General features: G+C 73.5%; 19 protein-coding genes and 2 pseudogenes. 10 read left to right on the top strand and 11 right to left on the bottom strand.

The window, feature by feature from the left end; genetic code table 11:
• From ABL57_RS12760 to ABL57_RS12750, 3 genes and pseudogenes are all read left to right on the top strand, one after another.
• A pseudogene (locus ABL57_RS12760) lies at window positions 1-246 on the top strand (L-seryl-tRNA(Sec) selenium transferase); the annotation flags it as partial.
• A 2-nt stretch (window positions 247-248) separates the two neighbouring features.
• Entirely contained in the window at window positions 249-2,039 is a 1,791-nt protein-coding gene (selB, locus tag ABL57_RS12755; RefSeq protein ID WP_047803861.1) for a selenocysteine-specific translation elongation factor, read from the top strand.
• A 127-nt stretch (window positions 2,040-2,166) separates the two neighbouring features.
• Window positions 2,167-3,150, top strand: coding sequence for an aldo/keto reductase (locus ABL57_RS12750; protein ID WP_047803857.1), 984 nt, complete (start codon window positions 2,167-2,169; stop codon window positions 3,148-3,150).
• A 103-nt stretch (window positions 3,151-3,253) separates the two neighbouring features.
• Here the strand turns inward: ABL57_RS12750 and ABL57_RS12745 are convergent, their stop codons facing one another.
• The 7 genes from ABL57_RS12745 to ABL57_RS12715 form a co-directional block, all read right to left on the bottom strand.
• Window positions 3,254-4,201: an electron transfer flavoprotein subunit alpha/FixB family protein gene (locus tag ABL57_RS12745; protein ID WP_047803856.1), complete on the bottom strand. Its 948-nt coding sequence runs from the start codon at window positions 4,199-4,201 to the stop codon at window positions 3,254-3,256.
• An 88-nt stretch (window positions 4,202-4,289) separates the two neighbouring features.
• A complete protein-coding gene (locus ABL57_RS12740) occupies window positions 4,290-5,114 on the bottom strand; it encodes an electron transfer flavoprotein subunit beta/FixA family protein (RefSeq protein WP_203225624.1) in 825 nt (274 codons plus the stop codon).
• 42 nt (window positions 5,115-5,156) lie between these two features.
• Window positions 5,157-5,978, bottom strand: coding sequence for a CoA ester lyase (locus ABL57_RS12735; protein ID WP_047803855.1), 822 nt, complete (start codon window positions 5,976-5,978; stop codon window positions 5,157-5,159).
• A 70-nt stretch (window positions 5,979-6,048) separates the two neighbouring features.
• Window positions 6,049-6,537, bottom strand: coding sequence for a MaoC family dehydratase (locus ABL57_RS12730; RefSeq protein ID WP_047803854.1), 489 nt, complete (start codon window positions 6,535-6,537; stop codon window positions 6,049-6,051).
• 10 nt (window positions 6,538-6,547) lie between these two features.
• Window positions 6,548-7,708 (bottom strand): acyl-CoA dehydrogenase family protein, encoded by a 1,161-nt coding sequence (locus ABL57_RS12725; protein ID WP_047803853.1) that lies wholly within the window; start codon window positions 7,706-7,708, stop codon window positions 6,548-6,550.
• Window positions 7,705-9,789, bottom strand: coding sequence for a biotin carboxylase N-terminal domain-containing protein (locus ABL57_RS12720; RefSeq protein ID WP_371212482.1), 2,085 nt, complete (start codon window positions 9,787-9,789; stop codon window positions 7,705-7,707). Before ABL57_RS12720 ends, ABL57_RS12725 begins: the two co-directional genes overlap by 4 nt.
• Before the next feature lie 5 nt (window positions 9,790-9,794).
• On the bottom strand, window positions 9,795-11,402 hold the full coding sequence (locus tag ABL57_RS12715; RefSeq protein WP_047803851.1) for a carboxyl transferase domain-containing protein: 1,608 nt from the start codon (window positions 11,400-11,402) through the stop codon (window positions 9,795-9,797).
• 134 nt (window positions 11,403-11,536) lie between these two features.
• Here ABL57_RS12715 and ABL57_RS12710 point away from each other — a divergent pair, with 134 nt between their 5' ends.
• Both ABL57_RS12710 and ABL57_RS12705 read left to right on the top strand, forming a co-directional pair.
• Complete coding sequence (locus tag ABL57_RS12710; protein WP_047803850.1) at window positions 11,537-12,250, top strand: TetR/AcrR family transcriptional regulator; 714 nt, start codon at window positions 11,537-11,539, stop codon at window positions 12,248-12,250.
• Window positions 12,247-13,428 (top strand): acyl-CoA dehydrogenase family protein, encoded by a 1,182-nt coding sequence (locus tag ABL57_RS12705; protein ID WP_047803849.1) that lies wholly within the window; start codon window positions 12,247-12,249, stop codon window positions 13,426-13,428. The genes ABL57_RS12710 and ABL57_RS12705 overlap by 4 nt, the downstream gene beginning before the upstream one ends.
• A gap of 30 nt (window positions 13,429-13,458) precedes the next feature.
• On the opposite strand, the gene ABL57_RS12700 is transcribed toward ABL57_RS12705, so the two are convergent.
• The 4 genes from ABL57_RS12700 to ABL57_RS12685 form a co-directional block, all read right to left on the bottom strand.
• Complete coding sequence (locus ABL57_RS12700; protein ID WP_082157430.1) at window positions 13,459-14,289, bottom strand: IclR family transcriptional regulator; 831 nt, start codon at window positions 14,287-14,289, stop codon at window positions 13,459-13,461.
• A 153-nt stretch (window positions 14,290-14,442) separates the two neighbouring features.
• Window positions 14,443-16,182, bottom strand: coding sequence for a BCCT family transporter (locus ABL57_RS12695; RefSeq protein WP_047803847.1), 1,740 nt, complete (start codon window positions 16,180-16,182; stop codon window positions 14,443-14,445).
• Window positions 16,183-16,189: 7 nt separating this feature from the next.
• Window positions 16,190-16,966, bottom strand: coding sequence for a creatininase (locus tag ABL57_RS12690; protein WP_047803846.1), 777 nt, complete (start codon window positions 16,964-16,966; stop codon window positions 16,190-16,192).
• A 113-nt stretch (window positions 16,967-17,079) separates the two neighbouring features.
• Entirely contained in the window at window positions 17,080-18,342 is a 1,263-nt protein-coding gene (locus tag ABL57_RS12685; protein ID WP_047803845.1) for a M24 family metallopeptidase, read from the bottom strand.
• Window positions 18,343-19,226: 884 nt separating this feature from the next.
• On the opposite strand from ABL57_RS12685, the gene ppsA reads away from it, so the two are divergent.
• The 5 genes and pseudogenes from ppsA to ABL57_RS12660 all read left to right on the top strand — a co-directional run.
• Window positions 19,227-21,626 (top strand): phosphoenolpyruvate synthase, encoded by a 2,400-nt coding sequence (gene ppsA / locus ABL57_RS12680; protein WP_047803844.1) that lies wholly within the window; start codon window positions 19,227-19,229, stop codon window positions 21,624-21,626.
• 74 nt (window positions 21,627-21,700) lie between these two features.
• Window positions 21,701-22,525 (top strand): pyruvate, water dikinase regulatory protein, encoded by an 825-nt coding sequence (locus ABL57_RS12675; protein WP_047803843.1) that lies wholly within the window; start codon window positions 21,701-21,703, stop codon window positions 22,523-22,525.
• Window positions 22,526-22,781: 256 nt separating this feature from the next.
• Window positions 22,782-23,099, top strand: a pseudogene (locus ABL57_RS23555) (MBL fold metallo-hydrolase); the annotation flags it as partial.
• A 178-nt stretch (window positions 23,100-23,277) separates the two neighbouring features.
• On the top strand, window positions 23,278-24,363 hold the full coding sequence (locus tag ABL57_RS12665) for an inositol-3-phosphate synthase (protein ID WP_047801817.1): 1,086 nt from the start codon (window positions 23,278-23,280) through the stop codon (window positions 24,361-24,363).
• 426 nt (window positions 24,364-24,789) lie between these two features.
• On the top strand, window positions 24,790-24,975 hold a 186-nt coding region (locus tag ABL57_RS12660), incomplete at its 3' end, for an FAD-dependent oxidoreductase (protein ID WP_047803842.1).

Below are 24,975 nucleotides of genomic sequence, written 5' to 3'. Positions count from 1 at the left end.
GGCCGGGTCGGCGGCGGCGGCGCTCCCGGTGTGCCGCTGCCGGGGTGGGCGGTCCGGCTGCCCGAGGCGGCGGCCGCGCCGCTGCGCGCCGGACGCCCGGCCGTGCTGCCCCGGGTCCACGACCACGCCTGCCTGCTCGACCTGCGCTGCGTGCCCGAGTCCGACGACGACCGTCTGCTCGACGCGGTGCGCGCCGCCCTGACCGCCCTGGACGGGACGGACGGCGATACCGGAGGAACCCGGTGAGCGTGCACGTCGTCGCCACGGCCGGGCACGTCGACCACGGCAAGAGCACCCTGGTGCGGGCCCTCACCGGCATGGAGCCCGACCGGTGGGAGGAGGAGCGCCGCCGCGGGCTGACCATCGACCTGGGCTACGCCTGGACCACGCTGCCCTCCGGGCGGGACGTGGCCTTCGTGGACGTCCCCGGCCACGAGCGCTTCCTCGGCAACATGCTCGCCGGGCTCGGCCCGGCCCCGGTGGTGTGCTTCGTCGTCGCGGTCGACGAGGGCTGGCAGGCGCAGTCCGGGGACCACCGCGACGCGGTCGCGGCCCTGGGCATCGAGCGCGGCGTGGTGGTGCTCACCCGCGCCGACCGGGCGCCCGGGCGCGCCGAGGAGGTGCTCGCGCAGGTCCGGGCGGAGCTGGCCGGGACGGGCCTGCGCGACGCGCCCGCGGTCACCGTCTCGGCCCTCGAGGGCACGGGCCTGGACGAGCTGCGCGCCGCGCTCGACGACGTCCTGGCGCAGGCGCCCGCGCCTGCCGACGGGCGGCTGCGGCTGTGGGTGGACCGCTCCTTCACGATCACCGGGTCCGGCACGGTGGTGACCGGCACCCTGGCCGCGGGCACCCTCCGGCAGGACGACCGGCTGGAGCTGCTCGGCGCGGGCGGGGCCCGGCCGGTGGCGGTGCGCGGGCTGCACAGCCGCAACCGGCCGGCCGCGTCGCTGGAGCCGTGCGCCCGGGTGGCCGTGAACCTGCGCGGGGTGCCGGCCGACGACGTGCACCGCGGCGACGCCCTGGTCACCCCCGGCGCGTGGCCGGTCACCGGCGTCCTCGACGTCCGCCGCACCACCGGGTCCGCGTTCCCGCTCCTGGCCGAGCAGCTCGTGGTGCACGCCGGCACCGCGGCGGTCCCGGCCCGGCTCAGTCCCTTCGACGACGACCACGCCCGGCTGGCCCTCGACCGCCCCCTGCCCCTCGTCCTCGGGGACCGCGTGGTGCTGCGCGATCCCGGCAGCCGCTCGGTGCTCGGCGGCGCCCTGGTCCTCGACGCCGACCCGCCCGCACTGCGGCGGCGCGGCGACCGGGCGCGCCGGGCCGCGCGCCTCACCGGCCTGGACGCCCGCGGGGACGTGCTCGCCGAGGTGGCCCGCCGCGGCGCGGTCCCTGCGGAGCGCCTGCACCGGCTCGGCCTGCTGGCCGCCGCGGACGCCGCCCCGCCCGCGGGGGTGCGCGCGGCCGGCGGCTGGTGGGTGCACGCTCCCGTGCTCGACGCCTGGCAGGAGCGGCTGCGCACGGCCGTGGAGGAGCTGCACGCCCGTGACCCCCTGGCGGCGGGCCTGTCCCGGGGTGCCGCCCGTGACCTGCTCGCGCTGCCCGACGCCGCCCTGGTCGACCCGGTGGTCCGCGGTGCCGGCCTGGCGCAGGAGGGCGGCCACATCCGTTCCCCGCAGCACCGGGGCGGCCTCGGCGCGCACGAGCCGGCCGTGCGCCGGCTGGAGCACCGGCTCGCGGCCGAGCCCTTCCGCGCCCCGGAGGCCGAGGACCTGACGGCGCTGCGCCTGGGCGCCCGCGAGCTCGCCGCCGCCGAGCGCGCCGGGCGGCTGCTCCGGATCGGGGAGGGGCTCGTGCTGCTCCCCACGGCCCCCGCCCTGGCCATGCGCGAGCTCGCCCGGCTGCCGCAGCCCTTCACCACGAGCCAGGCGCGCCAGGCGCTGGGCACCACGCGGCGCGTGGCGATCCCGCTGCTGGAGCACCTGGACGCGCGCGGCTGGACCCGGCGGCTGGACGCCGGGCACCGGACCGTGGCGCGCTGAGCCCGCGGTCCGGCCGGTCGGGGCGCGCTCTCCTAGGATCGGGAGCGGGCCCGCGACCTCGCCGTGGCTCCGTGCCACCGTCCGTCGCCCGCCGCGCCATCGTCCGCCGTGCAGAAGGAGAACCGTCATGAGAACCGTCCGTCTGGGGAGCTCCGGCCTGGAGCTGAGCGCCGTGGTGCTGGGCATGATGAGCTACGGGGATCCGGCCAAGGGGTCGCACGCGTGGAGCGTGGGCCTCGACGAGGCCCGCCCGTTCGTGCGCCGCGCCTACGAGGCCGGGATCACCACGTTCGACACGGCCAACGTGTACTCGCTGGGCTCCAGCGAGGAGATCACCGGCACGCTGCTCCGGGAGATCGCTCCGCGGGAGGAGCTCCAGATCGCCACCAAGGTCCACGGTCGGATGCGGGACGCGCGCAACGGCGGCGGCCTCAGCCGGGCGGCGATCATGCACGAGATCGACGCGTCGCTGCAGCGCTTGGGGACCGACTACGTCGACCTGTACCAGATCCACCGGTTCGACCCCCGCACGCCCGTCGAGGAGACCATGGAGGCCCTGCACGACGTCGTGAAGGCCGGCAAGGCCCGCTATCTCGGGGCCTCGAGCATGTGGGCGTGGCAGTTCGCGCAGCTGCAGCACACCGCCGAGCTGCACGGCTGGACCAGGTTCGTCTCGATGCAGGACCAGTACAACCTGCTCGAGCGCGAGGAGGAGCGGGAGATGCACCCGTTCTGCCGGGCGACCGGGGTGGGCGTGCTGCCCTGGAGCCCGCTCGCCCGCGGCCGGCTCACCCGGCCCTGGGGCGCCGCCGGCTCCGGCACCCGGGAGAGCACCGACGCGTTCGGCCAGGGCCTCTACACGCAGGACGTGGCGGCGAACCGGGCGATCGTCGACGCGGTCGCTGCCGTGGCCGACGAGCGCGGCGTGCCGATGGCCCAGGTGGCCCTCGCGTGGGTCGCCGGCCGGCCCGCCGTGACGGCGCCGATCGTGGGCGCGACCCGCGAGCAGCACATCGACGACGCCGCGGCCGCCGCCGACCTGGACCTGACGGACGAGGAGGTCCGGCGCCTCGAGGAGGTCTACACCCCCCGGAACCCCTCCGGGTTCTGAGCTAGCCCGGCCCCGGGGCCGCCGCCACGGCCGGCCGACCGGGCCGATCCGCCACCGGCCCGGCCCGGTCGGGGTCGGGCCGCTTCGGGCCGGGCCGCGGCGGCTATCCGCGCAGCGACCGCAGGTGCTCGACCGCCTGGGGCAGCACCTTCCTGAGGTCGCCCACGATCCCGAGGTCGGCGATCTCGAGGACCGGCGCCTGCTCGTCCTTGTTGACCGCCACGATCACCCGGGCGGTCTGCATGCCCGCGCGCTGCTGCACGGCCCCGGAGATCCCGCACGAGACGTAGAGCTGCGGGGAGACGGTGCGGCCGGTCTGCCCCACCTGCGCCTCGGGGCCGATCCACCCGGCGTCCACCGCGGCGCGGGAGGCGCCGATCGCGCCGCCGAGGACGTCCGCGAGCTCCTCGAGCGGGCCGAAGTCCCCGCCCGTGCCGCGGCCGCCGGCCACGACCACGCGCGCCTCACCCAGGGCCGGCCGCCCGGAGGCGGGCAGCTCGGTGCGCCCGACCACGCGCGCGGCGGGGACCGCGTCGTCGACGTCGTGCACGTGCACCGCCGGGCGGTCCGCCCCGGCCGGGAGCTCGGCCGGGAGCTCCACCGAGTTGGGCCGGACGGTGGCGACCAGCACCGGGCTCACGGCCCGGCACCGGGTGGTCCAGCCGCCGGCGAGGACGGACTTGGTCGCCACCAGGTCCGTGTCCAGGGCCACCACGTCGGTGATCACCGCCGCCTCGAGCCGCACGCCCAGGCGCGCGGCGACGTCCTTGGCCTCCGGGGTGTTGGGCAGCAGCACCGCCCCGGCGCCGCTCGTCCGGGCGGCCGCCGCCGCGAGCGCGACGGCGGGGGTGGTCAGCCGGTCGCCCGCGCCGTCCGCGGGGACGTGCACGGCGGCCGCACCGTGGCCGGCCAGCTCGTCGAGCAGCCCGTCCCCGGGGGCCGCCGGGAGCACGGCGTGCGCCTCGCCCAGGGAGCTCGCGAGCACGAGCAGCTCCCGGTCGCCGCGGCGCAGCCGCTCCGTGGTGTCCAGCACCACCAGGGTCGTGGTCATGAGGGTCCTCCTCCTGCCCGGGCACCCGGGCGAGACGTGATCGGGCGAGACGTGGGGTGTCAGACGTGGGGTGTCAGACGTGGTGGGGTCAGACGAGCTTCTGGGCCACGAGGAACTCGGCGAGGCGGATCCCGCCCTCGCCCTCGTCCACCACGACCTCCCCGGCGGTGCGCGGCGGGCGGGGCACGGCCTCAAGCACGCGCGTGAGGGAGCCGGCGAGGCCCACGTCGCCCGGGCCGAGCCCGAGCTCGGCGGCCGACCACGTGCGCACGGGCTTCTTCTTGGCCGCCACGATCGCCTTGAAGTTCGGGTAGCGCGGGGTGTTGGCCCGGTCGGTGACGGCCACGAGCGCCGGCAGCTGCGCGACGAGCTCGAGGACCTCGGCCCCGGTGTGCCGGGTGGCGGTGAGCGAGGCGCCGTCCTCGGCGAGGGCCAGCGAGCTCGCGAAGCCGACGTGGGCCAGGCCGAGCCGCTCGGCCAGCTGACCGGGGACCAGGGAGGTCTCCCCGTCCGTGGAGGCCATGCCGGTGAGCACGAGGTCCACCGGCCGGGACTCCTCCTCGGCGATCCGCTCGACCGCGGCGGCGAGCACCCGGGCGGTGGCCCAGGCGTCCGAGCCGGCCAGGGCGTCGTCGAGCACGTGCACGCCGGCGTCGGCGCCCAGCTGGAGGGCGCGCTTGAGGGCGGCCGCTGCGTCCGCCGGGCCGACGGTGAGGGCGTGCACCCGGTGACCGGCCTCCGCCCCGCCGGCGGCCTCGACGAGCCGGAGGGCGGCCTCGAGCGCGTACTCGTCGAGCTCGGAGAGGATCCCGGGGCCGCGCTCGAGCACGGGCGGGTCACCGGTGAGGACGCGCTCGCCCTGGGCTTCGGGGACGTGCTTGACGGGGACGACGATGGTCAGGGGCCGGTTCATGGTCTCCTCCGGACGGGGTGGGCGGGACTCGGGCACGGGGGCTCAGCCGCCGGCGCGGCGCACGAGGCGCTCGGCGTGGCGGAGCAGGGGCTCGTCGACCATCCGCCCGCGGAACGTGAAGACGCCGGGGGCGTCCCGGGCGGCCGCGAGCAGCTCCCGGGCGGCGGCGACCTCCTCCTCGGCGGGGCGGTAGGCGGCGCGGACGGTCTCCACCTGGCCGGGGTGGATGCAGGCGGTGGCGGCGAAGCCGGAGGCCGCGGCGTCGAGGGCCTCCTCGCGCAGCCCGTCGAGGTCGGCGATGTCGACGTGCACGGCGTCGACGGCGGGCTTGCCGGCGGCGCCGGCGGCCAGCAGGACTGCCGAGCGGGCGTGCCGGGCGACGTCCCGGTAGGCGCCGTCCGGGCGGCGGGACGAGCTGCCGCCCAGGGAGGCGACCAGGTCCTCGGCGCCCCACATCAGCGCCACCACGTTGGGGGCGCGGGCGATCCCGGCCGCGTGCACCACTCCCTCGGCGGTCTCGCACAGCGCGATCACCCGGTCCAGGCCGAGCTCCGCGGCGACGGCGAGCCGCTCGGCGGAGGCGGCCTTGGGCAGCATCACGGTGGTGTACGCGGTGTGCCGCAGGGCGACGAGGTCGTGGGCGAAGTCCTCGGTGTCCTCGGCGTTGATCCGCACGACGGTGCGGGCGGGGTCCAGGGGCGTGGCCACGAGGGCGTCCCGGGCGGCGGGCTTGTCCGGCCCGGCCACGGCGTCCTCGAGGTCGAGGATCACGGTGTCGGCCCGCGCGGAGGCCTTGGCGTAGCGGTCGGGACGGTCGGCCGGGCAGAACAGCAGGGCGGGGCCGAGGGCGGGGTCGTCGGTCACGGGCGGCTCCTTCGGAACGGGTGGTGGGGCGGTGGCGCGGCGGGCACGGGAGGGGTCCCGGGCACCGGGGTCACCGCGGGGCGGCGTCGCGGGACCACATGAGCACGGAGCGGGTGCACTCGGCGACCACCAGCCCGTCCTGGTTGCGCCCGACGTGCTTGACGCGCACGATCCCCTGCCCGGGCCGGGAGGAGGACGGGCGGGTGCCGAGGATCTCGGAGGACGAGTACAGGGTGTCGCCGTGGTGCAGCGGGTGCGGGAACCGCACCTCCTCGAAGCCGAGGTTGGCGACGATGGTGCCCTGGGTCAGCTGCGCCACGGAGGCGCCCACGAGGGTGGAGAGCGTGAACATCGAGTTCACCAGGCGCTGCCCGAATGGCTGGCGCCTGGCCCACGCGGCGTCGAGGTGCAGGGACTGGGTGTTCATGGTGAGGGTGGTGAACAGGACGTTGTCGGCCTCGGTCACCGTGCGCCCCGGGGCGTGCTCGTAGACGGTGCCCTCCTCGAACTCCTCGAACCACAGCCCGCGCTGGCGGACCACCTTTCGCGGTGCGCTCACGGCCGCCCCCTCACAGTCCCAGCTCGCGGGCGACGAGCATGAGCTGCACCTCGGTGGTGCCCTCGCCGACCTCGAGGATCTTGGAGTCGCGGTAGTGGCGGGCCACCCGGGACTCGTTGATGAACCCGTAGCCGCCGAAGACCTGGGTGGCGTCCCGGGCGTTGTCCATCGCGGCCTCCCCGGCCACGAGCTTGGCGATCGCGGCCTGCGTCTTGAACGGCCGGCCGGCCAGCATCCGGGACGCGGCGTCGTAGTAGGCCAGCCGGGCCGTGTGCGCGCGGGCCTGCATGCGGGCGATCTTGAAGGAGATCGCCTGGTTTCCCCCGATGGGCCGGCCGAAGGAGGTGCGCTCGCCCGCGTAGCGCACCGACTCCTCGACGCAGCCCTGGGCCGCGCCGGTGGCCAGGGCCGCGATGGCGATGCGCCCCTCGTCGAGGATGGACAGGAAGTTGGCGTAGCCGCGCCCCTCCTCGCCCAGGAGGTGGTCCTCCGGGACCCGGACGTCCTGCAGGGACAGCGGGTGGGTGTCCGAGGCGTTCCAGCCGACCTTGTCGTAGGCCTTCTCGGCGCGGAAGCCGGGCGTGTCCGTGGGGACGATGATCGTGGAGATCTCCTTCTTGACCCGCCCGTCCGGCAGCTGCGTGGTGCCGGTGACCGCGGTGACGTTGACCAGGCGGGTGATGTCCGTGCCGGAGTTGGTGATGAACTCCTTGGCGCCGTCGACCACCCACTGCCCGTCCTCCCGCCTGGCGGTGGTGCGGGTGCCGCCGGCGTCCGAGCCGGCCTCCGGCTCGGTGAGCCCGAAGCCGGCGAGCGCCCGGCCCGTCGCGAGGTCGGGCAGCCACTGCTGCTTCTGCTCCTCGGTGCCGAAGCGGAAGATCGGCATGGCACCCAGCGACACCCCGGCCTCGAGGGTGATGGCCACGGACTGGTCGATCCGGGCGATCTGCTCGAGCGCCAGGCACAGCGCGAAGTAGTCCCCGCCCATCCCGCCGTACTCCTCGGGGAAGGGCAGGCCGAACAGGCCCAGCTCGCCCATTTGCGCCACGATGTCGTAGGGGAACGCGTGGTCCCGGTCGTAGCGGGCCGAGACGGGGGCGATCACCTCGTCGGCGAACTCCCGGACGGTGTCGGAGAGGTCCTGGTACTCCTCGTCGAGCTCGAAGTTCATGCGCTGTGCTCCTGACTGGTCGGATCGGTGGCCGGCGGGGTCCCGGGCGCCGCCGGACCGGTGCCGGGTGCGGTGCCGGGGACGTCGGGCACCACGCGGGCGAGCAGCTGGTGCAGGGCGACCTGCGCTCCGGCCCGCACGGACAGCTCGACGGTTCCGGCGGTGGGGGCGGTCAGCCGGTGCTCCATCTTCATGGCCTCGACGACCACCACGGTCTGCCCCTCCGCGACCCGCTCCCCCGCCGCGACGGGGACCGCGACGACGGTGCCGGGCATGGGCGAGTGCAGCTCGGGCGCGGCGGGCCCCGCCGTGCGCTCCAGGGCCGCGAGCGCCCGCTCCAGCCGCTCCTCGCGGGTCAGCACGTGGAGCTCGACGGCGAACCCGTCCTCGCCCACCCAGACGCTGCCCTCCCCGGCCGCGACGTGGACGACGCGGGCGGTCCCGCCGGCCTCCAGCAGGTGCGCGGCCGCCCGGCCGGGCAGGGGCACCAGGCGCACGCCGTCGTCGACGACAGTGCGGCGGGGCTGCTCCAGCCCGTGGGCGAGCTCCACCGCCGGCCGGGCCCGGCCGGTGGGCCGCCAGCCCTCGGCGCGGTCCCAGGGCCCGCAGCCAGGCCCTGGACCGGGCGCGGCGCCGGGCGCGGCGGCCCGGGCCCGCAGGAAGGCGGCCGCGGCGGCGAAGTGGGTCTCGTCCGGGGCGGCGAACTCCAGCTCCGGCAGGCGCCGCTCGATGAGGGTGGTGTCCAGCTCCCCGGCGCGCACGGCGGGATCGGCGAGCAGGGCGCGCAGGTACTCGGTGTTGGTGCCCACCCCGAGCACCACGGTGTCCGCCAGGGCGGAGTCCAGCCGGTCCAGGGCCTGCTCGCGGTCCTCGCCCCAGGCGATCACCTTGGCCAGCATGGGGTCGTAGTCGGAGCCCACCGTGAGGCCCGCGGCCAGGGAGGAGTCCACGCGGATCCCGGGGCCGGAGGGCTCCTCGAGCGCGAGCACGGTGCCGGCGGTGGGCAGGAAGCCGCGCGCGGGGTCCTCGGCGTAGACCCGCGCCTCCACCGCGTGGCCGGTGAGCACCACGTCCTGCTGGGCCAGGGCGAGGGGCTCCCCCGCGGCGACGCGCAGCTGGTGCTCCACGAGGTCCACGCCGGTGACCAGCTCGGTCACCGGGTGCTCGACCTGCAGGCGGGTGTTCATCTCCATGAAGAAGAACTCCTCCGGCCGGTCCGCGGCCACGAGGAACTCCACGGTCCCGGCGCCGGCGTAGCCGACCGAGCGGGCCACCCGGCAGGCGGCCTGCCCGATCCGCTCCCGCGTGGCGGGGTCCAGCAGCGGCGAGGGCGCCTCCTCGATCACCTTCTGGTGCCGGCGCTGCAGCGAGCACTCGCGCTCGCCCAGGTGGACCACGGTCCCGTGCGTGTCGGCGAGGATTTGGACCTCGATGTGCCGGGGGGACTCGATGAGCCGTTCCAGGAACAGGGTGTCGTCCCCGAACGCGGCGGCCGCGACCCGGCGGGCGGTGGCGAGGGCCTCGGGCAGCCGCTCGGGGTCCTCGACCACGTGCATGCCCTTGCCGCCGCCCCCGGCCGAGGGCTTGATCAGCAGCGGGTAGTCCATGCCGGCGGCGGCGGCCACCAGGGCGTCGTCGTCGAGGCCCGGGTCCGAGACCCCGGCCACGACGGGCACCCCGGCGGCGGCCACGTGCCGCTTGGCGCGGATCTTGTCCCCCATGATCTCCAGGGCCTCCGCGCCGGGGCCGACGAAGGCGATGCCGGCCGCGGCGCACGCGCGGGCCAGGCCGGCGTTCTCGGAGAGGAACCCGTAGCCGGGGTGGACCGCCTGCGCCCCGGTGGCGCGGGCGGCCTCGACCACGGCGTCGATGCGCAGGTAGCTCTGCGCCGGCGCGGCCGGGCCCACGCACACGGCCACGTCGGCCTCGCGCACGTGCACCGCGTCGCGGTCGGCCTCGCTGTAGATCGCGACCGAGCGGATGCCCAGCGCTTTGAGGGTGCGCAGGATCCGGCGGGCGATCTCGCCGCGGTTGGCGACGAGCACGACGTCGAAGCGGCGCGGGGGCGTGCTGGGAGTCACGGGGCTCACATCCTGAAGAGGCCGAAGGCCGGCTCGGGCAGCGGGGCGCGGGAGCAGACCTCGAGGGCCAGCCCGAGCACCTCGCGGGTGTCGGACGGGGCGATCACGCCGTCGTCCCACAGCCGGGCGGTGGAGTACCAGGGGTTGCCCTGCTCCTCGTACTGCCGGCGGATGGGCGCCATGAACGCCTCGCGCTCCTCCGCGTCCCAGTCCTGCCCGCGGGCGGCCAGCTGGTCGGCCTTGACGGCGGCCAGCACCGACGCGGCCTGCGTCCCGCCCATCACCGAGATCCTCGCCTGGGGCCACAGGAACAGGAACCGCGGGGAGTAGGCGCGCCCGCACATGGAGTAGTTGCCGGCCCCGAAGGACCCCCCGATCACCACGGTCAGCTTCGGGACCCGGGTGGTGGCCACGGCGGTGACCATCTTGGCGCCGTGCTTGGCGATGCCGCCGGCCTCGTAGTCGCGGCCCACCATGAAGCCGGTGATGTTCTGCAGGAACAGCAGCGGGATCCCGCGCTGGTCGCACAGCTCGATGAAGTGGGCGCCCTTCATCGCCGACTCGGCGAAGAGCACCCCGTTGTTGGCCACGATGCCCACCGGGTGGCCGTGCAGGTGGGCGAAGCCGGTGACGAGCGTGGTGCCGTACTCCGCCTTGAACTCGGCGAAACGGGACCCGTCCACGAGGCGGGCGATCACCTCGCGCACGTCGTAGCCGGCGTTGGGGTCCACCGGGACCGCGCCGGCCAGCTCGTCCTCGGCCACGGCCGGTGGCTCCGCCGCCCGGACCGGCCAGGCGCGGGGGGCGGGCGGGGGCAGGGTCGCGACGATGTCGCGGACGATCTCCAGGGCGTGCTCGTCGTTCTCCGCGAGGTGGTCGACCACCCCGGAGACGGCCGCGTGCAGCTCGCCGCCGCCCAGCTCCTCCGCGGTGACCTCCTCGCCGGTGGCGGCCTTCACCAGCGGCGGGCCGCCGAGGAAGATCGTGCCCTGTCCGCGCACGATCACGGTCTCGTCACTCATCGCCGGCACGTAGGCCCCGCCGGCGGTGCACGAGCCCAGCACCGCGGCCACCTGGGCGACGCCCGCCGCCGAGAGGTTGGCCTGGTTGTAGAAGATCCGCCCGAAGTGCTCGCGGTCCGGGAAGACCTCGTCCTGCAGCGGCAGGAACGCCCCGCCGGAGTCCACGAGGTAGACGCAGGGCAGCCGGTTCTCGAGGGCGATCTCCTGGGCGCGCAGGTGCTTCTTGACCGTCACGGGGTAGTACGTGCCGCCCTTGACCGTGGCGTCGTTGCAGACGACCATCACCTGCCGGCCGTGCACGAGCCCGACGCCGGCGATCAGCCCGGCGGCGGGGCACTCGTCGTCGTACATCCCCTCGGCCGCCAGGGCGCCGACCTCCAGGAACGGGCTGCCGGGGTCGAGCAGGTGGTCCACCCGCTCGCGCGGCAGCAGCTTGCCGCGGCCCACGTGCCGCGCCCGCGAGGCCGCCGGCCCGCCCTGCGCCACCCGCTCCAGGCGTGCCCCGAGCTCCTCGACGAGCCGGTGCTGGGCGGCCGCGTTGGCGCCGAAGTCCGGGCTGCCCGGATCCACCTGGCTGCTCAGCACCCGCATCCGTTCCTCCGTCCCGATCCGGCCCCGGGTCCGGGAGGCCCTTTCGGTTAGTCTGGACTAACTTGGTCGTCAGGTTAGTGGCGACTCACTAAAATGTCCAGGAACGCCCGCCCCGCCGCCGGAAGAAGGACCGCATGCCGCAGACCGACCGCCGACCCAGCCCGCAGCCCACCACGGTGCGCGGGCAGGCGAAGGCCCGGCGCCGGCAGGACCTGCTCGCCGCCTCCGCCACGCTCTTCGCCGAGCGGGGCTTCGCCGGGGTCTCGATCGACGACATCGGCGCGGCCGCGGGCGTCAGCGGCCCCGCGGTCTACCGGCACTTCGCGAGCAAGCAGGCCGTCCTGGGCGCGGTGCTGCTCGAGGTCAGCCACGACCTGCTCGAGCGCGGCCGCGAGGTGGCCCGGCATGCCCCCGACCCGCAGCGGCGACTGCGGGACCTGGTCCGCTTCCAGGTCGACTTCGCCCTGCACCGCCCCGCCGTGATCGTGGTGCAGGACCGGGAGCTGCCCAACCTGACGGCCGAGGACCGCCGCGCGGTGCGCGTGCTCCAGCGCGGCTACGTGACCCTGTGGGTCGAGGCCCTGCGCGAGCTCGCCCCCGCGCGCGAGGTCGCCGACCTCACCCTGCGCGCCCAGGCCGCCTTCGGACTGATCAACTCCACCCCGCACTCCCTGCGGGCCGCACAGCGGCTGCGCACTCCGCAGGAGGCGGAGCGTCTCGACGCCGCCCGGGCCGCGCTCGAGGAGATGGCCTGGGCCGCGCTGCGCACCGCGATCCGCCCGGACCCCACCGATCACCCGGACGCCGCCGGCCACCCGGTTCCCACCAGCACAGGAGGCACCCCATGACTCCCACCCCGGCCGTCCAGCCCTTCTTCGAGGAGGAGCACGAAGAGTTCCGCGGCGTCGCCCGCGAGTTCGTGGCGCGCGAGGTCACCCCCCACTACGCGCAGTGGGACGCCGAGCACCTGATGCCGCGCAGCATGTGGACCGCCGCCGGCGAGGCGGGCCTGCTCGGCCTCGCCGTGCCCGAGGAGCACGGCGGCATGGGCCTGACCGACTACCGGTTCCGCGCCGTGCTCGACGAGGAGCTGGTCCGCGGCGGAGCCCTCGGCGTGGCCCTGGCGCTGCACCTCAACGACGACTGGGTGCTGCCCCACCTGCTCGCCCACGGCACCGCGGAGCAGCAGGAGCGGTGGCTGCCGCGGATCCTCACCGGGGAACTGGTCACCTCGGTGGCCTGGACCGAGCCGGGCGCCGGGTCCGACCTGCGCGGGGTGCGCACGAGGGCCGTGCGCGACGGCGAGGACTGGGTGCTCAACGGCCAGAAGACCTTCATCGGCAACGGGATCAGCGGGGACGCCGCCCTGGTGCTGGCCCGCACGGACGGGCGCGCCGAGCGCGCCGGGGAGGACAGCTTCAGCCTCTTCCTGGTGCACAGGACGGACTCCCCCGGCTACTCGGCCGGCAAGCAGCTGGACAAGATGGGCGTGCGGGCCTCGGACACCGCCGAGCTGTTCTTCGAGGACGTCCGCGTCCCCGGCGCGAACCTGATCGGGGCGGAGGGCGGCGGGCTGCGGCAGATCCGGCAGCTGCTGCCCCAGGGGCGGCTGGCGGTCGCCGTGGCCGCGAGCGCCGTGGCGCGCGCCACGCTGGAGTCCACCCTCGACTACACCCGGGAGCGCACAGCCTTCGGCACCCGGGTGCTGGACTTCCAGCACTCCCGGTTCGAGGTCGCGGAGCTGACGGTCGAGGTGGAGGTCACCGAGGCCTACGTCCAGCGGGCCGTGCACGCGTTCAACGCCGGGGCGCTCGACGTCGTCGGGGCCTCCAAGGCCAAGTACTGGGCGAGCGAGCGGGCGAAGGCCGTCACGGACCGGTGCCTGCAGCTGCACGGCGGCTACGGCTATATCCTCGACTACCCGGTGGCCCAGGCCTACCTCGCCTCCCGGCTGCTGACGATCTTCGGGGGCACGAGCGAGATCCTGCGGGAGACGATCGGGCGGGACGCGGCCTCCACCGGGTGACGGCCGCGGCCCCGGGCCGACGGGACCCGGTCAGCGCACCTCCAGGGACGCCCGCCCGGTGCGGCGGGCCCCCACAGGGGCCCCGAGCCGCTGGGACACCTCCCGGGCCGCCGCCACGGCAGCGGCGGAGAGCTGCTGGGCCTGTTCGGGCGTGACCCGGTAGCGCGGCGCCGCGACCATGACGGCCGCGACCGTCCGGTCCCGGTGGTCGCGGACGGCGGCGGCGACGCCGACCTCGTCCATCGAGGTCTTGCCGTAGTTGAGGGCCACCCCCTCCTCGGCGGCCTGTCGCAGTGACTCCAGGTAGGCCCCGACGCTTGCCTCGGTGGGGTCGGGCAGCTCGATGATCCCGGACAGCAGCAGCGCCTGCGCCCGCTCCGGTGGCTGCTCCGCGAGGAAGAGCTGCACCGAGGCGCTGAGCGCGGTGTTGTACCTGGTGCCCAGCGGCGTGGTGTGCTTGATCTGCCGCGGGCTGGGGATCTGCTCCACACAGACGGCCTGATCGTCGCTCCAGACCATCAGAGCGCTCGTCTCGCCGGTCTGCTCGGTCAGCTCCAGCAGCACCGGGTACGCCGCGCGCCGCTCGTCCAGCTCGGCCAGCAGCGGACCCGCCACGGAGATCAGGCCGAGGCCCAGGCGATAGCGGCGCGTCTGCGGATCGCGCTCCACCACGTTCTCCTGCTCCAGGGTCACCAGGAGCCGGGAGACCGTGCTCTTGTGCAGCCCCACGCGGGCGGCGATCTCGGTCACCCCCAGCAGTGGTTCGTCCACGGAGAAGCAGCGCAGGACCCGCAGCGCGTGGGAGACGACGGACGCGGCGCGGGCCTCGCCGGGGGAGGTGTTCTCGGATGGTGGCGTCATAGGACTTCTCATTCTGCGTCACGGGGGCGGGACGTTCACCACGACGCGTCCGGGAGGTGGGAACGCGGGCTGCGCTCCCACCTCCCGGACGCGCCGGGACAGTCGGCCGGCGGGGACGACGTGCCCATCGCGACCACCCGTCGGGCGCGGGGGTCAGCGCTGCGGTCGGGGATCAACGACCGGCGGGACCGGCTCCGGGACGGCCGCGGTGCGCCGCACCGGACCCTCCCCCGCCCCCGCCGGGGTGCCGTCGGTGCCGGGGACGTCCGGCGAGGGGTCGTTGACCTCCCGCTCCAGGCGCTCGGTCCCCGGCGTGCGGGTCAGCAGCCGGCGCACGAGGTTCGCGATCATCAACAGGATGACGAAGGAGAACGGGAAGGCTCCGATGATGGTGCCGGTCTGCACCGTGTCGACCACCGCGGTGCCGCCGAGGGTGAGCAGCGTGAGCGCCACGGCGGCGATGCTGGCGACGAGCACCACGCGGAAGATCGGCCCGGCCCGGCGGGGCGCGGAGACGAACTCGGCCAGGGCGTGCGCGCCGGAGTCCAGGGAGGTGACGTAGTAGGTGGCGACCAGGACGGTGGCCACCACGAGCAGGAGTGAGCCGACGACGGGGACGGACTCGAGCATGACGAACAGCCCGCTGGAGGTGTCCGCCGCGACCGCCGCGGAGATGCCGCGGTCGCTGCGGTCGTCGTAGTGCAGAGCGGCCGAGCCGATGATCCCGATCCAGACCATGACGATCAGCGAGGGGATCACGGTGACGCCGATGACGAACTCGCGGATGGTGCGGCCGCGGGAGATGCGGGCGATGAAACCGGCCACGAAGGGGCTGAAGGCGATGACCCAGCACCAGATGAACACGGTCCACCAACCGTTCCAGCTGTCCTGCCAGGTGGCGAGACCCTGCCCGGCGGTGCCGGCGTCGGTCCAGAAGCTCATCGCCGGGAAGTGGGCGAAGAAGGACCCGAACGTCTGCGTGACGTTCGAGACGATGAAGATGGTGGGACCGGCGACGAGCACGGCCACGAGCAGCACGATGCTCAGCACGGAGTTCACTTCGCTGATCCGCTTCATGCCCTTGTTGATGCCGAAGAACGCGGAGGCCGCGGTCAGGCCGGCCAGCCCCAGGATGACGAGCAGCCAGACCCCCGGGCCGGAGGACAGCCCGGTGAAGGAAGCGAGCCCCGAGCTGAACTGCAGGGCGGCGAAGCCGAAGGAGGTGGCCAGGCCCAGGACGGTCGCGATGATCGCGAGCAGCTCCACCACCACGCCCGCCCCGCGCTGGGACCATGCCGGGAGGACGTCGACCGTGGCCTCACGGAAGGTGAGGGTCTTGCCGAGGTTGTGGTGGGAGTAGGCGAGGCAGACCGCGACCACGCAGTACATGGCCCAGGCGGTGAAGCCCCAGTGGAAGTAGGACCACACCATCGCGCCCTCGGCCCCACCGTCCTGCCCCGCAGGGACGACGGGGTTCTCGTCCCGCAGCAGGATCGGTTCGGCGACCGACCAGAAGATCAGCCCGATGCCCTGCCCGCAGGCGAAGAGCATCGAGTACCAGGCGAACTTGCCGTGCTCCGGGCGGGCGTCCGGTCCGCCGAGGCGGATGCTGCCGACCCGGCTGAAGGCCAGCCACGCGCAGACGGCGACCGCCACGAGCGAATAGGCGATGAACAGCCAGGTGAAGCTGCCGGTGACGAAGGTGCGGGCCGCGGAGATGGCCTCGGCCGCGCCGCCCGGGTTGACGGTGACCACGGCCAGCACGGCGACGATGAGCACTGGAGGCAGGACCGTGATGACGGCTCGGTCCAGAGCGGGCAGGTTCCGCCCTCGGAACCGCGGCACGGTTCTGGCCTCGGCTGCGGCCTCCGCGGAGGCGTCGGTCTTCTTCATGTCGTTCTCACTTCCCGAACTCGCTGGTGACCGCCCGGACGATGCCGGAGCGGACGGTGGAGAGCAGCAGCTCGCCGCGTTCTGCGGTGGCGCCTGTGGGGGAGGAGAGGCACCCGGAGCTCGGAGTGCGGGCCGGGTCCTCGGGGAAGACGTCGTAGGGGGTCAGCTCGGCGGGGGGATGGGCGGGAGCCCGGGACATGTCGACCTTGTCGGGGTGCAGGTGGAGCATCAGTGCGGTCTCGAGCACTCCCCCGTGCTCCACGTCCCAGCCGAGGAAGCCGTCCGGGAAGACGGCCTCCAGGGCCTGGTCGTCGACGAAGTCCCAGTAGGAGAGCAGCATGGCCCGGCTGCCGTCGAGGCCGCCGGCCCGGGCCTGCCGCACCGCGAGGTCGAGTCCCTCGTAGAGGAACTGGTAGTTCTCGAAGTGGCCGTTGACCACCGCGATCCGGCGGATGCCGTGGCGGAAGAACTCGAGCACGACGTCCTGGGTCTGCAGCACGAGGGCCTGCCCGGACAGGCTCGTCGTGCCGGGACGGTGGTTGCCGCCCCCGGAGCGGGGCTGGGACTTGTAGCCGTAGCTGAAGGTCGGTGCCACCAGGGCGCCGAGCTCCTCCGCGGCTGCGGCGCAGACGGCGCGGGAGAGCATCGCGTCCACCCCCAGCGGCAGGTGGGGGCCGTGCTGCTCCGTGGCCCCCGTGGGGATGAGCACCAGTCCTCGGCCTCCGGCCACGTAGTCCTGGTAGCTGTGCGCGTCGAGATCCTCGAGAGAGCGGGTGGTGACCACCGTGGTCCTTCCGTGCCGTGGGTGCGGCTGTGTGGTGCGGCTGTGTGGTGCGGCTGCGGAGGCCGCCGGGGACGGCGGCGGCGCGTTGCGGCGCCGCCGCCGTCGGGCTCCGTCTAGGCGGACACGATGTTGTGCTCGGGGCCGTACGGGAACTTGGTGATGTTCTCCGCGCCGTCCTCGCCGACCACGAGGATGTCGTGCTCGCGGTAGCCGCCGGCGCCCGGCTCGCCCTCGGGGACCGTGATCATCGGTTCCATGGACACGACCATGCCCGGCTCCAGCACGGTGTCGATGTCCTCGCGCAGCTCCAGGCCGGCCTCGCGGCCGTAGTAGTGGCTGAGCACTCCGAAGGAGTGCCCGTAGCCGAAGGTGCGGTTGGCCAGCAGGCCGTGGGAGACGAAGATCTCGTTGAGTTCCGCAGCGATGTCCTTGCACACCGCGCCCGGCTTGATCAGCTCGAGGCCGCGCTCGTGCACCTGGACGTTGATCTCCCACAGCTCGCGCGAGCGGGCGTCCGGCTCGCCGAGGAACAGGGTGCGCTCGAGGGCGGTGTAGTACCCGGAGGTCATCGGGAAGCAGTTCAGGGACAGGATGTCGCCCCGGCGCAGCGTGCGGGTGGTGGCCCAGTTGTGGGCGCCGTCGGTGTTGATCCCGGACTGGAACCACACCCAGGTGTCGCGGACCTCGCGGTGCGGGAAGGCGCGGGCGATCTCGTGGACCATGGCCTCGGTGCCGGCCAGTGCGACCTCGTACTCGCTGATGCCCTCACGGATGGCGGCGCGGATGGCCTCGCCGCCGAGGTCGCCGATGCGGGCGCCGTGCTTGATGACCTCGATCTCCTCGGCGGACTTGACCATGCGCTGGCGCATGGCCTCCTGGGAGACGTCGGTCAGCTCAGCATCCGCGAACGCGGCCTGGATGCGCCGGCGGGTCAGCAGCGGCAGGGCGTCGTCCTCCACGCCGATCCGGCGGGCCTGCACCCCGCGCCGGCGCAGGACCTCCTGGAGGGCGAAGTAGAAGTTGTCGCGCTGCCAGTCGGTGTAGACGACGTTGTCGCCGTAGCTCGTGCGCCACGGCATGCCGGCGTCGATGTTGGCGGTGACCGTGACGGAGTCGTCGGCGGTGACGACCAGGGCGTAGTTGCGGCCGAACGTGGTGTACAGGAAGTCCGAGTAGTACTTGATGCCGTGGTAGCTGGTCAGCACGACGGCGTCGAGCTGCTTGTCGGCCATGATCTTCCGCAGGCCGGCGAGGCGGCGCTCGAACTCGGCGTCGGAGAAGGTCAGCTGCTCCTTCTGCCCGTTGTGCAGGATCTTCAGGCGCTCGAGCTCGGCGACCGAGGAGGCGCTGGGAACGGTGGTGGGCGAGGTGGTCATGGTCGTCCTTTCGTGGAGCGGACCCCGTGCGGAATGCCGGGGATGGGTCACGGGAGGCGCCGCACCGCGACGTCGGTGCCGCCGGCCTCGACGAAGGTGCGGATGCCGCTGTCGCGACCGACAGCTGCTGGGTGGTTCCGTCCCGATCGCTGAGTGTTGCACTCATCACAACCGAGTTGCTGTAACTGTAGAAAGTGATCCACACCACGGTCAAGAGCTCGGAGAAAAGTCAGGGATTGCTGCAATTCTCCGAATCCTGAAGGCATCGCTCACATGTACAAGTGTTGCAATGAGCGCAACTCTGCAACCCCAGCCGACCTCTTTCCGCACCGGTGGACCAAGGTGCCACCTGGCCACGGACCGCAACACGCTTCCCGGGCTCGTATATGAGTGATATATCTGTTGACGACATAGTTGTCGGCCACTGCACGAGCAGGAGAGGGGTGTCATGCGTCGTGCTCGACCCGGGGCGTCGGAGGACCCGGACCGGCCGCCGAACACGCGACCAGGCCTGACCCTCCCCGCGGACGCTGTGGAGCGCTCGAGCGAGCAGACCGGTCGCGCCCGTTGAGCGTCACCATGGCGGCGATCCCCCTCACGCACGGCGACGGCCGCCAGTCCGTCGCAGCACGGGGAACCACCGGGTCCGGGCGCACCTGTCCGCCGGCAACCACGGGCTCCCCGCCAAGGGCGACGAACCATCAACTCCTTCTCTTCCGCGGGACACGTAGATGCTCACCGATCGTGCCCCGGCCATCTCCATCGACGACGAGACTCCTCATCCGTACATCCGGATCCGGCGCCGCTCAGGGCGCCGCTGCGTCCGGCTCTTCTCGACGACATGACCGCCGCCTGCTCGAACGCACCTCTAGGAGACGATTCCGATGACCCATGTTCTTCCGTTCACCGCGATCGGCCTGTCCGACCTCCCGGAGGTGGGGGGCAAGAACGCCTCCCTGGGGGAGCTGATCCGCAGTCTGAGCAGCGCCGGGGTGCAGGTGCCCGGCGGCTTCGCCACCACGGCCACGGCCTTCCGGGAGTTCCTGGCGGCCTCGGGGCTTCAGGCGCGGATCGCCGGGATCCTCGAGGGCCTCGACGCCGGCGACGTGAGCGCCCTGGCCGCCGTCGGCGGCCGGATCCGTGCGCTGATCCGGTCCGCGCCGCTGCCGCCCGCCCTGGAGGAGGCGGTCCGCGCCGCGTACGAGCAGCTGTCCGCCGCCCAGCCCGACGGGGTGGAGGTCTCCTGGGCGGTGCGCTCCAGCGCCACGGCGGAGGACCTGCCGGACGCCTCCTTCGCCGGCCAGCAGGAGACGTTCCTCAACGTGCGGGGCGTGGAGAACGTCCTGGCCGCGGTCCAGGACGTCTTCGCGTCCCTGTACAACGACCGGGCGATCGCCTACCGGGTCCACCACGGCTTCACCCACGCCGAGGTGGCGCTGTCGGTGGGCGTGCAGAAGATGGTGCGTTCCGACGTGGGGGCCTCGGGAGTGATGTTCACCATGGACACCGAGTCCGGCTTCACCGACGCGGTGTTCATCACCTCGTCCTACGGGCTGGGTGAGGCCGTGGTGCAGGGGGCGGTGAACCCGGACGAGTTCTACGTCCACAAGCCCGCCCTGGCCGCCGGCCGCCCGGCCGTGCTCAAGCGCGGGCTCGGGGAGAAGGCCCTGCAGATGACCTACACGGACTCCCGGGACCTGGGGGCGACGGTGGGCTTCGTGCCCGTGCCGGCGCAGCTGCGGAACCGGTTCAGCCTCACCGACGCGCAGGTGGAGCAGCTGGCCCGCTACGCGGTGGCCATCGAGGCCCACTACGGCCGCCCGATGGACATCGAGTGGGGCCTGGACGGGACCGACGGGCGCCTCTACATCCTCCAGGCCCGTCCGGAGACCGTCGTCTCCCGCCGGGCGGCCGGTGCGGTCTCCCGCTACCGGCTCGAGGGCAGCGGCACGGTGCTGACCCGGGGCCGGGCGATCGGCCAGCGCATCGGCGCCGGCCAGGTCCGCGTCCTGGGCTCCCACGAGGAGATGGCCTCGTTCCAGGCCGGGGACGTGCTGGTGGCCTCGATGACGGACCCGGACTGGGAGCCGATCATGAAGAAGGCCGCCGCGATCGTCACCGACCGCGGCGGCCGCACCTGCCACGCGGCGATCATCGCCCGGGAGCTGGGCATCCCCGCCGTCGTCGGGGCCGGGAACGCGACCGCGGTGCTGGCCGACGGGGACCCGGTGACGGTCTCCTGCGCCGAGGGCGAGGCCGGCCTGGTCTACGCGGGACTGCTGGACTACACCGTGGAGGAGACCTCCCTGGAGGCGGTGCCGGAGGCGCCGCTGAAGATCATGATGAACGTCGGCACCCCCGAGCAGGCCTTCGCCTTCGCCCAGCTGCCCCACCACGGCGTGGGGCTGGCCCGGCTGGAGTTCATCATCAACCGGCAGATCGGCATCCACCCCCTGGCGCTGCTGGCCCTGGAGCAGGACGGGACGAGCCTGCCGGCCGAGGTGGCAGGACAGATCCGGGAGCGGATCGCCGCCTACGACGGGCCGCGGGAGTACTACGTGCAGCGCCTGGCCGAGGGCATCGCCACGATCGCGGCGGCCTTCGCCCCCGAACCGGTGATCATCCGGCTGTCGGACTTCAAGTCCAACGAATACGCCAACCTGCTCGGCGGCCCGATCTTCGAGCCGGAGGAGGAGAACCCCATGCTCGGGTTCCGAGGCGCCTCCCGCTACCTCTCCCCCGCCTTCCGGCCGGCCTTCGAGCTCGAGTGCGCGGCGGTGCGGCACGCGCGCACCGCCATGGGGCTGACCAACATCAAGCTCATGGTCCCGTTCGTGCGCACCCTCGCCGAGGCCCGGGGCGTGGTGGAGCTGCTGGCCGCCAACGGCCTGGCGCGCGGGGAGGACGGCCTGGAGATCGTCATGATGTGCGAGCTGCCGGCCAACGCGCTGCTGGCCGAGGCTTTCCTGGAGCACTTCGACGGGTTCTCCATCGGCTCCAACGACCTCACCCAGCTCACCCTGGGCCTGGACCGCGACTCCGCCCTGGTCGCCTCCTCCTTCGACGAGCGCGACCCGGCGGTCAAGAAGCTGCTGGGCCTGGCCATCGCCGCCTGCCGGGCGAAGGGCAAGTACGTCGGGATCTGCGGGCAGGGACCCAGCGACCACCCCGACCTGGCCGCCTGGCTGCTGGAGCAGGGCATCGACTCCGTCTCCCTGAACCCCGACGCCGTCGTGGACACCTGGCTGTCCCTGGCCCGCACCGCACCCCAGCCCAGCACCTGAGACGCCCCGTCCCGGCGCCCCGCGCGCCGGGACGGGCCCGCGGTCGGCACGACGAGAGACAGGCACGCAACGACATGACCGAGACCTGCCCCGTGGCGTTCTTCGTCTCGGACAGCACGGGCATCACCGCCGAGACCCTGGGCAGCACGCTGATCACGCAGTTCCCGGACCAGCCCTTCGAGCGTCACACCGTGCCGTTCGTCGTCACCGTGGAGCGTGCCCGGCAGGTGGCGGACCGGATCGACGCCGTGGCCGCCGCCGGGCGGGTGCCGGTGGTGTTCTCCACCGTCGTCGACCCGGACATCCGTGGTGTCCTCGCCGGCAGCCGCGGCTTCTTCGTGGACCTGTTCGGCACCCACATCCCCCAGCTCGAGACCGCGCTGCACGCCACCGCCAGCCTGCAGCCGGGCAGAGCCCACGGCCTGGGGAACGCCATCCGGTACCAGCGGCGGATGTCGGCGGTGGAGTACGCCATGGAGCACGACGACGGCCAGTCCATCCGGGCCCTCGAGCGGGCGGACCTGATCCTCATCGCCCCGTCGCGCTGCGGCAAGACCCCCACCAGCATGTACCTGGCCCTGCAGCACGGCATCCGCGCCGCCAACTTCCCCCTGGTGGACGAGGACTTCGAGCAGCACTCCCTGCCCGCACCCGTGGCGCCCCACGTCGGCAAGTGCTTCGGGCTCACCTCCTCACCGATGCGGTTGAGCCAGGTCCGCCAGGAACGACGACCTGCGACGGTCTACGCCTCCCTCGCACAGTGCTCGTACGAACTGCGCAACGCCGAGGAGATGTACGTCCTGAACGGCATCCCGCACGTCAGTTCCGCCTCCATGTCCGTCGAGGAGATCTCCGCCATGATCCTCCAGCAGATGCAGTTCGACGACGCCGCCCCTTGACAGGAGGAGTGCTCTCGCAGAGACTTTCCCCACCCATGATGTTGCGTAATGCGATACGTGTTGCAACGGGTGAGTCGAGCTGACGTTCCGGCCGAGGCCCCTCGGCCACCGGTGGCGGTGGCCGCCACCCAGACAGAGAGGAAGACGCGATGTGCCGAGTCGACCGCGGGGTGTCCCCGGGCAGCAGTCGGAGGCGGCGCACGGAGACGCCCCCGGCACCGGCCTCCGTGGCCGGAGAGGCCCACGAGGCAGCAGGATGAGCACCGGCTGCGTGTCCGGGCAGCTTCCGGTGCCGGGCGCGGGCCGTGCGGAGCAGGGGCCGGCGGCCGCCCTTCCGGGCGGTGCAGCGGGCTCCACCGACCGGGCCCGGGTCGAGCGCCTGGTGACCTCCGGGACCTTCTCCCTCGACGGAGGCACGTGGCAGGTGGAGAACAACGTGTGGATCGTCGGCGACGACGAGCAGTGCGTGGTCATCGACCCGGCCCACGACGCCGCTGCCGTGACCGCGGACGCGGGGGCCCGTAACACCCGAGCCGCCCTTGTGACCCACAGCCACGACGACCACATCCGCGCCGAGGCCCCTCACCTGCAGGAGTGGATCGACCGCTGCCCCTGACGCCCGGGTGCCGGCGCGACCCGTGCCGGCACCCCAGCGGGGACCACCACGTCACCCGCCCCTCACCCCTCACCCCCGAGGGGTCGGCCGCACCCCGCCACGGCGGCTGCGTCCGGCCCCACGACGAAGGAGAATCGTGTCTCATCATCCGATCCGAGTGGCGGTGGCCGGTGTCGGCAACTGCGCCTCGTCCTTGATCCAGGGCGTGCACTTCTACGCCGATGCCGACCCGGGGCAGACCGTGCCGGGGCTGATGCACGTGGTGTTCGGGGACTATCACGTCTCCGATGTGCAGTTCGTGGCCGCCTTCGACGTGGACGCGGCGAAGGTGGGGGTGGATCTGTGCGAGGCGATCGGCGCCGGGCGGAACAACACGCTGGCCTTCGCCTCGGTGCCGCACACCGGGGTGACCGTCCAGCGCGGGCCGACCCTGGACGGGTTGGGGGCCTATTACCGGGAGATGATCCAGGAGTCGGCGGCCGAGCCGGTCGATGTCGCCGCCGCGCTGCGGGAGGCGCAGGTGGATGTGCTGGTGTCCTATCTGCCGGTGGGCTCGGAGGCCGCCGACCGGTTCTACGCCCAGGCGGCCCTGGACGCGGGGGTGGCCTTCGTCAACGCGCTGCCGGTGTTCATCGCCTCCACCGAGGAGTGGGCGCAGAAGTTCGCCGCCGCGGGGGTGCCGATCGTGGGCGATGACATCAAGTCCCAGATCGGGGCGACGATCACCCACCGGGTGCTGGCCAAGCTCTTCGAGGACCGCGGGTACGTGCTGGACCGGACGTATCAGCTCAATGTGGGCGGGAACATGGACTTCATGAACATGCTCGAGCGCACCCGGTTGGAGTCGAAGAAGATCTCCAAGACCCAGGCGGTGACCTCCAACGTGGTGCGGGAGTTCGGCACCGAGGAGGTGCACATCGGGCCCTCGGACCACGTGCCGTGGCTCAACGACCGGAAGTTCGCCTTCGTGCGTCTGGAGGGTCACGGGTTCGGGGACGCCCCGATCTCCTTGGAGTACAAGCTGGAGGTGTGGGACTCCCCGAACTCGGCCGGGGTGATCATCGACGCGATCCGGGCGGCGAAGATCGGGCTGGACCGCGGGATCGGCGGGCCGCTGACCTCGGCGGCGGCGTACTTCATGAAGTCCCCGCCCGAGCAGCAGGCCGACGACACCGCCCGGGCGAACCTGGAGGCCTTCATCCGCGGCGACCTCGAACGCTGAAGCAGCGCCCCACCCGGGGCCGCGGATCACCCCGCGGAGCACCGCCGCACCGGTGACATGAGGTACTCCTCGAGCTCCGTCGGCGTGGATCCGCTCATGCCGTCGACGCCGCCTTCCTGGGCCGGTGGGCTTCGCGCCCTCGACGCCGGAAAGAGCCGGGGAACGGGCAGGCATCCTGCCCTGTGCAACGTGGGTCACATTGCGCAACATTGTCCGCGGGGTCCGCCGCGCCGTCGGGAATCACGGCGACCCCGGGACGGGGGCAGGAAAAGTCGCCCGGAACGCTTGACAGGCCAATGTGGGACGCATCACGCTGAACCTCACAATATGAAGCACGTTGCGCAGTACGCGGCAACGAGCCGAGAGGTCCACCCGCCCGGCGCCGCCCTGCTGTTCCCGCACCCACTGATCTGAAAGGGGTCCTTCATGGAGTCCCTCGTCATTGTCGGAGCCTCGCTGGCCGGTCTGTCGGCCGCGAGGGCGGCTCGCAGCCTCGGGTTCGGCGGGCGTGTGGTGATCATCGGTGATGAGCTGCAGCGTCCCTACGACCGTCCGCCGCTGTCCAAGGACTTCCTGGCCGGGCGGATCGAGGTCGCGGATCTGACCCTGGAG

It is taken from the genome of Kocuria sp. SM24M-10 (assembly GCF_001027955.1).
GTDB lineage: Bacteria > Actinomycetota > Actinomycetes > Actinomycetales > Micrococcaceae > Kocuria > Kocuria oceani.
This window is presented reverse-complemented; position numbering and strand designations above follow the sequence as displayed.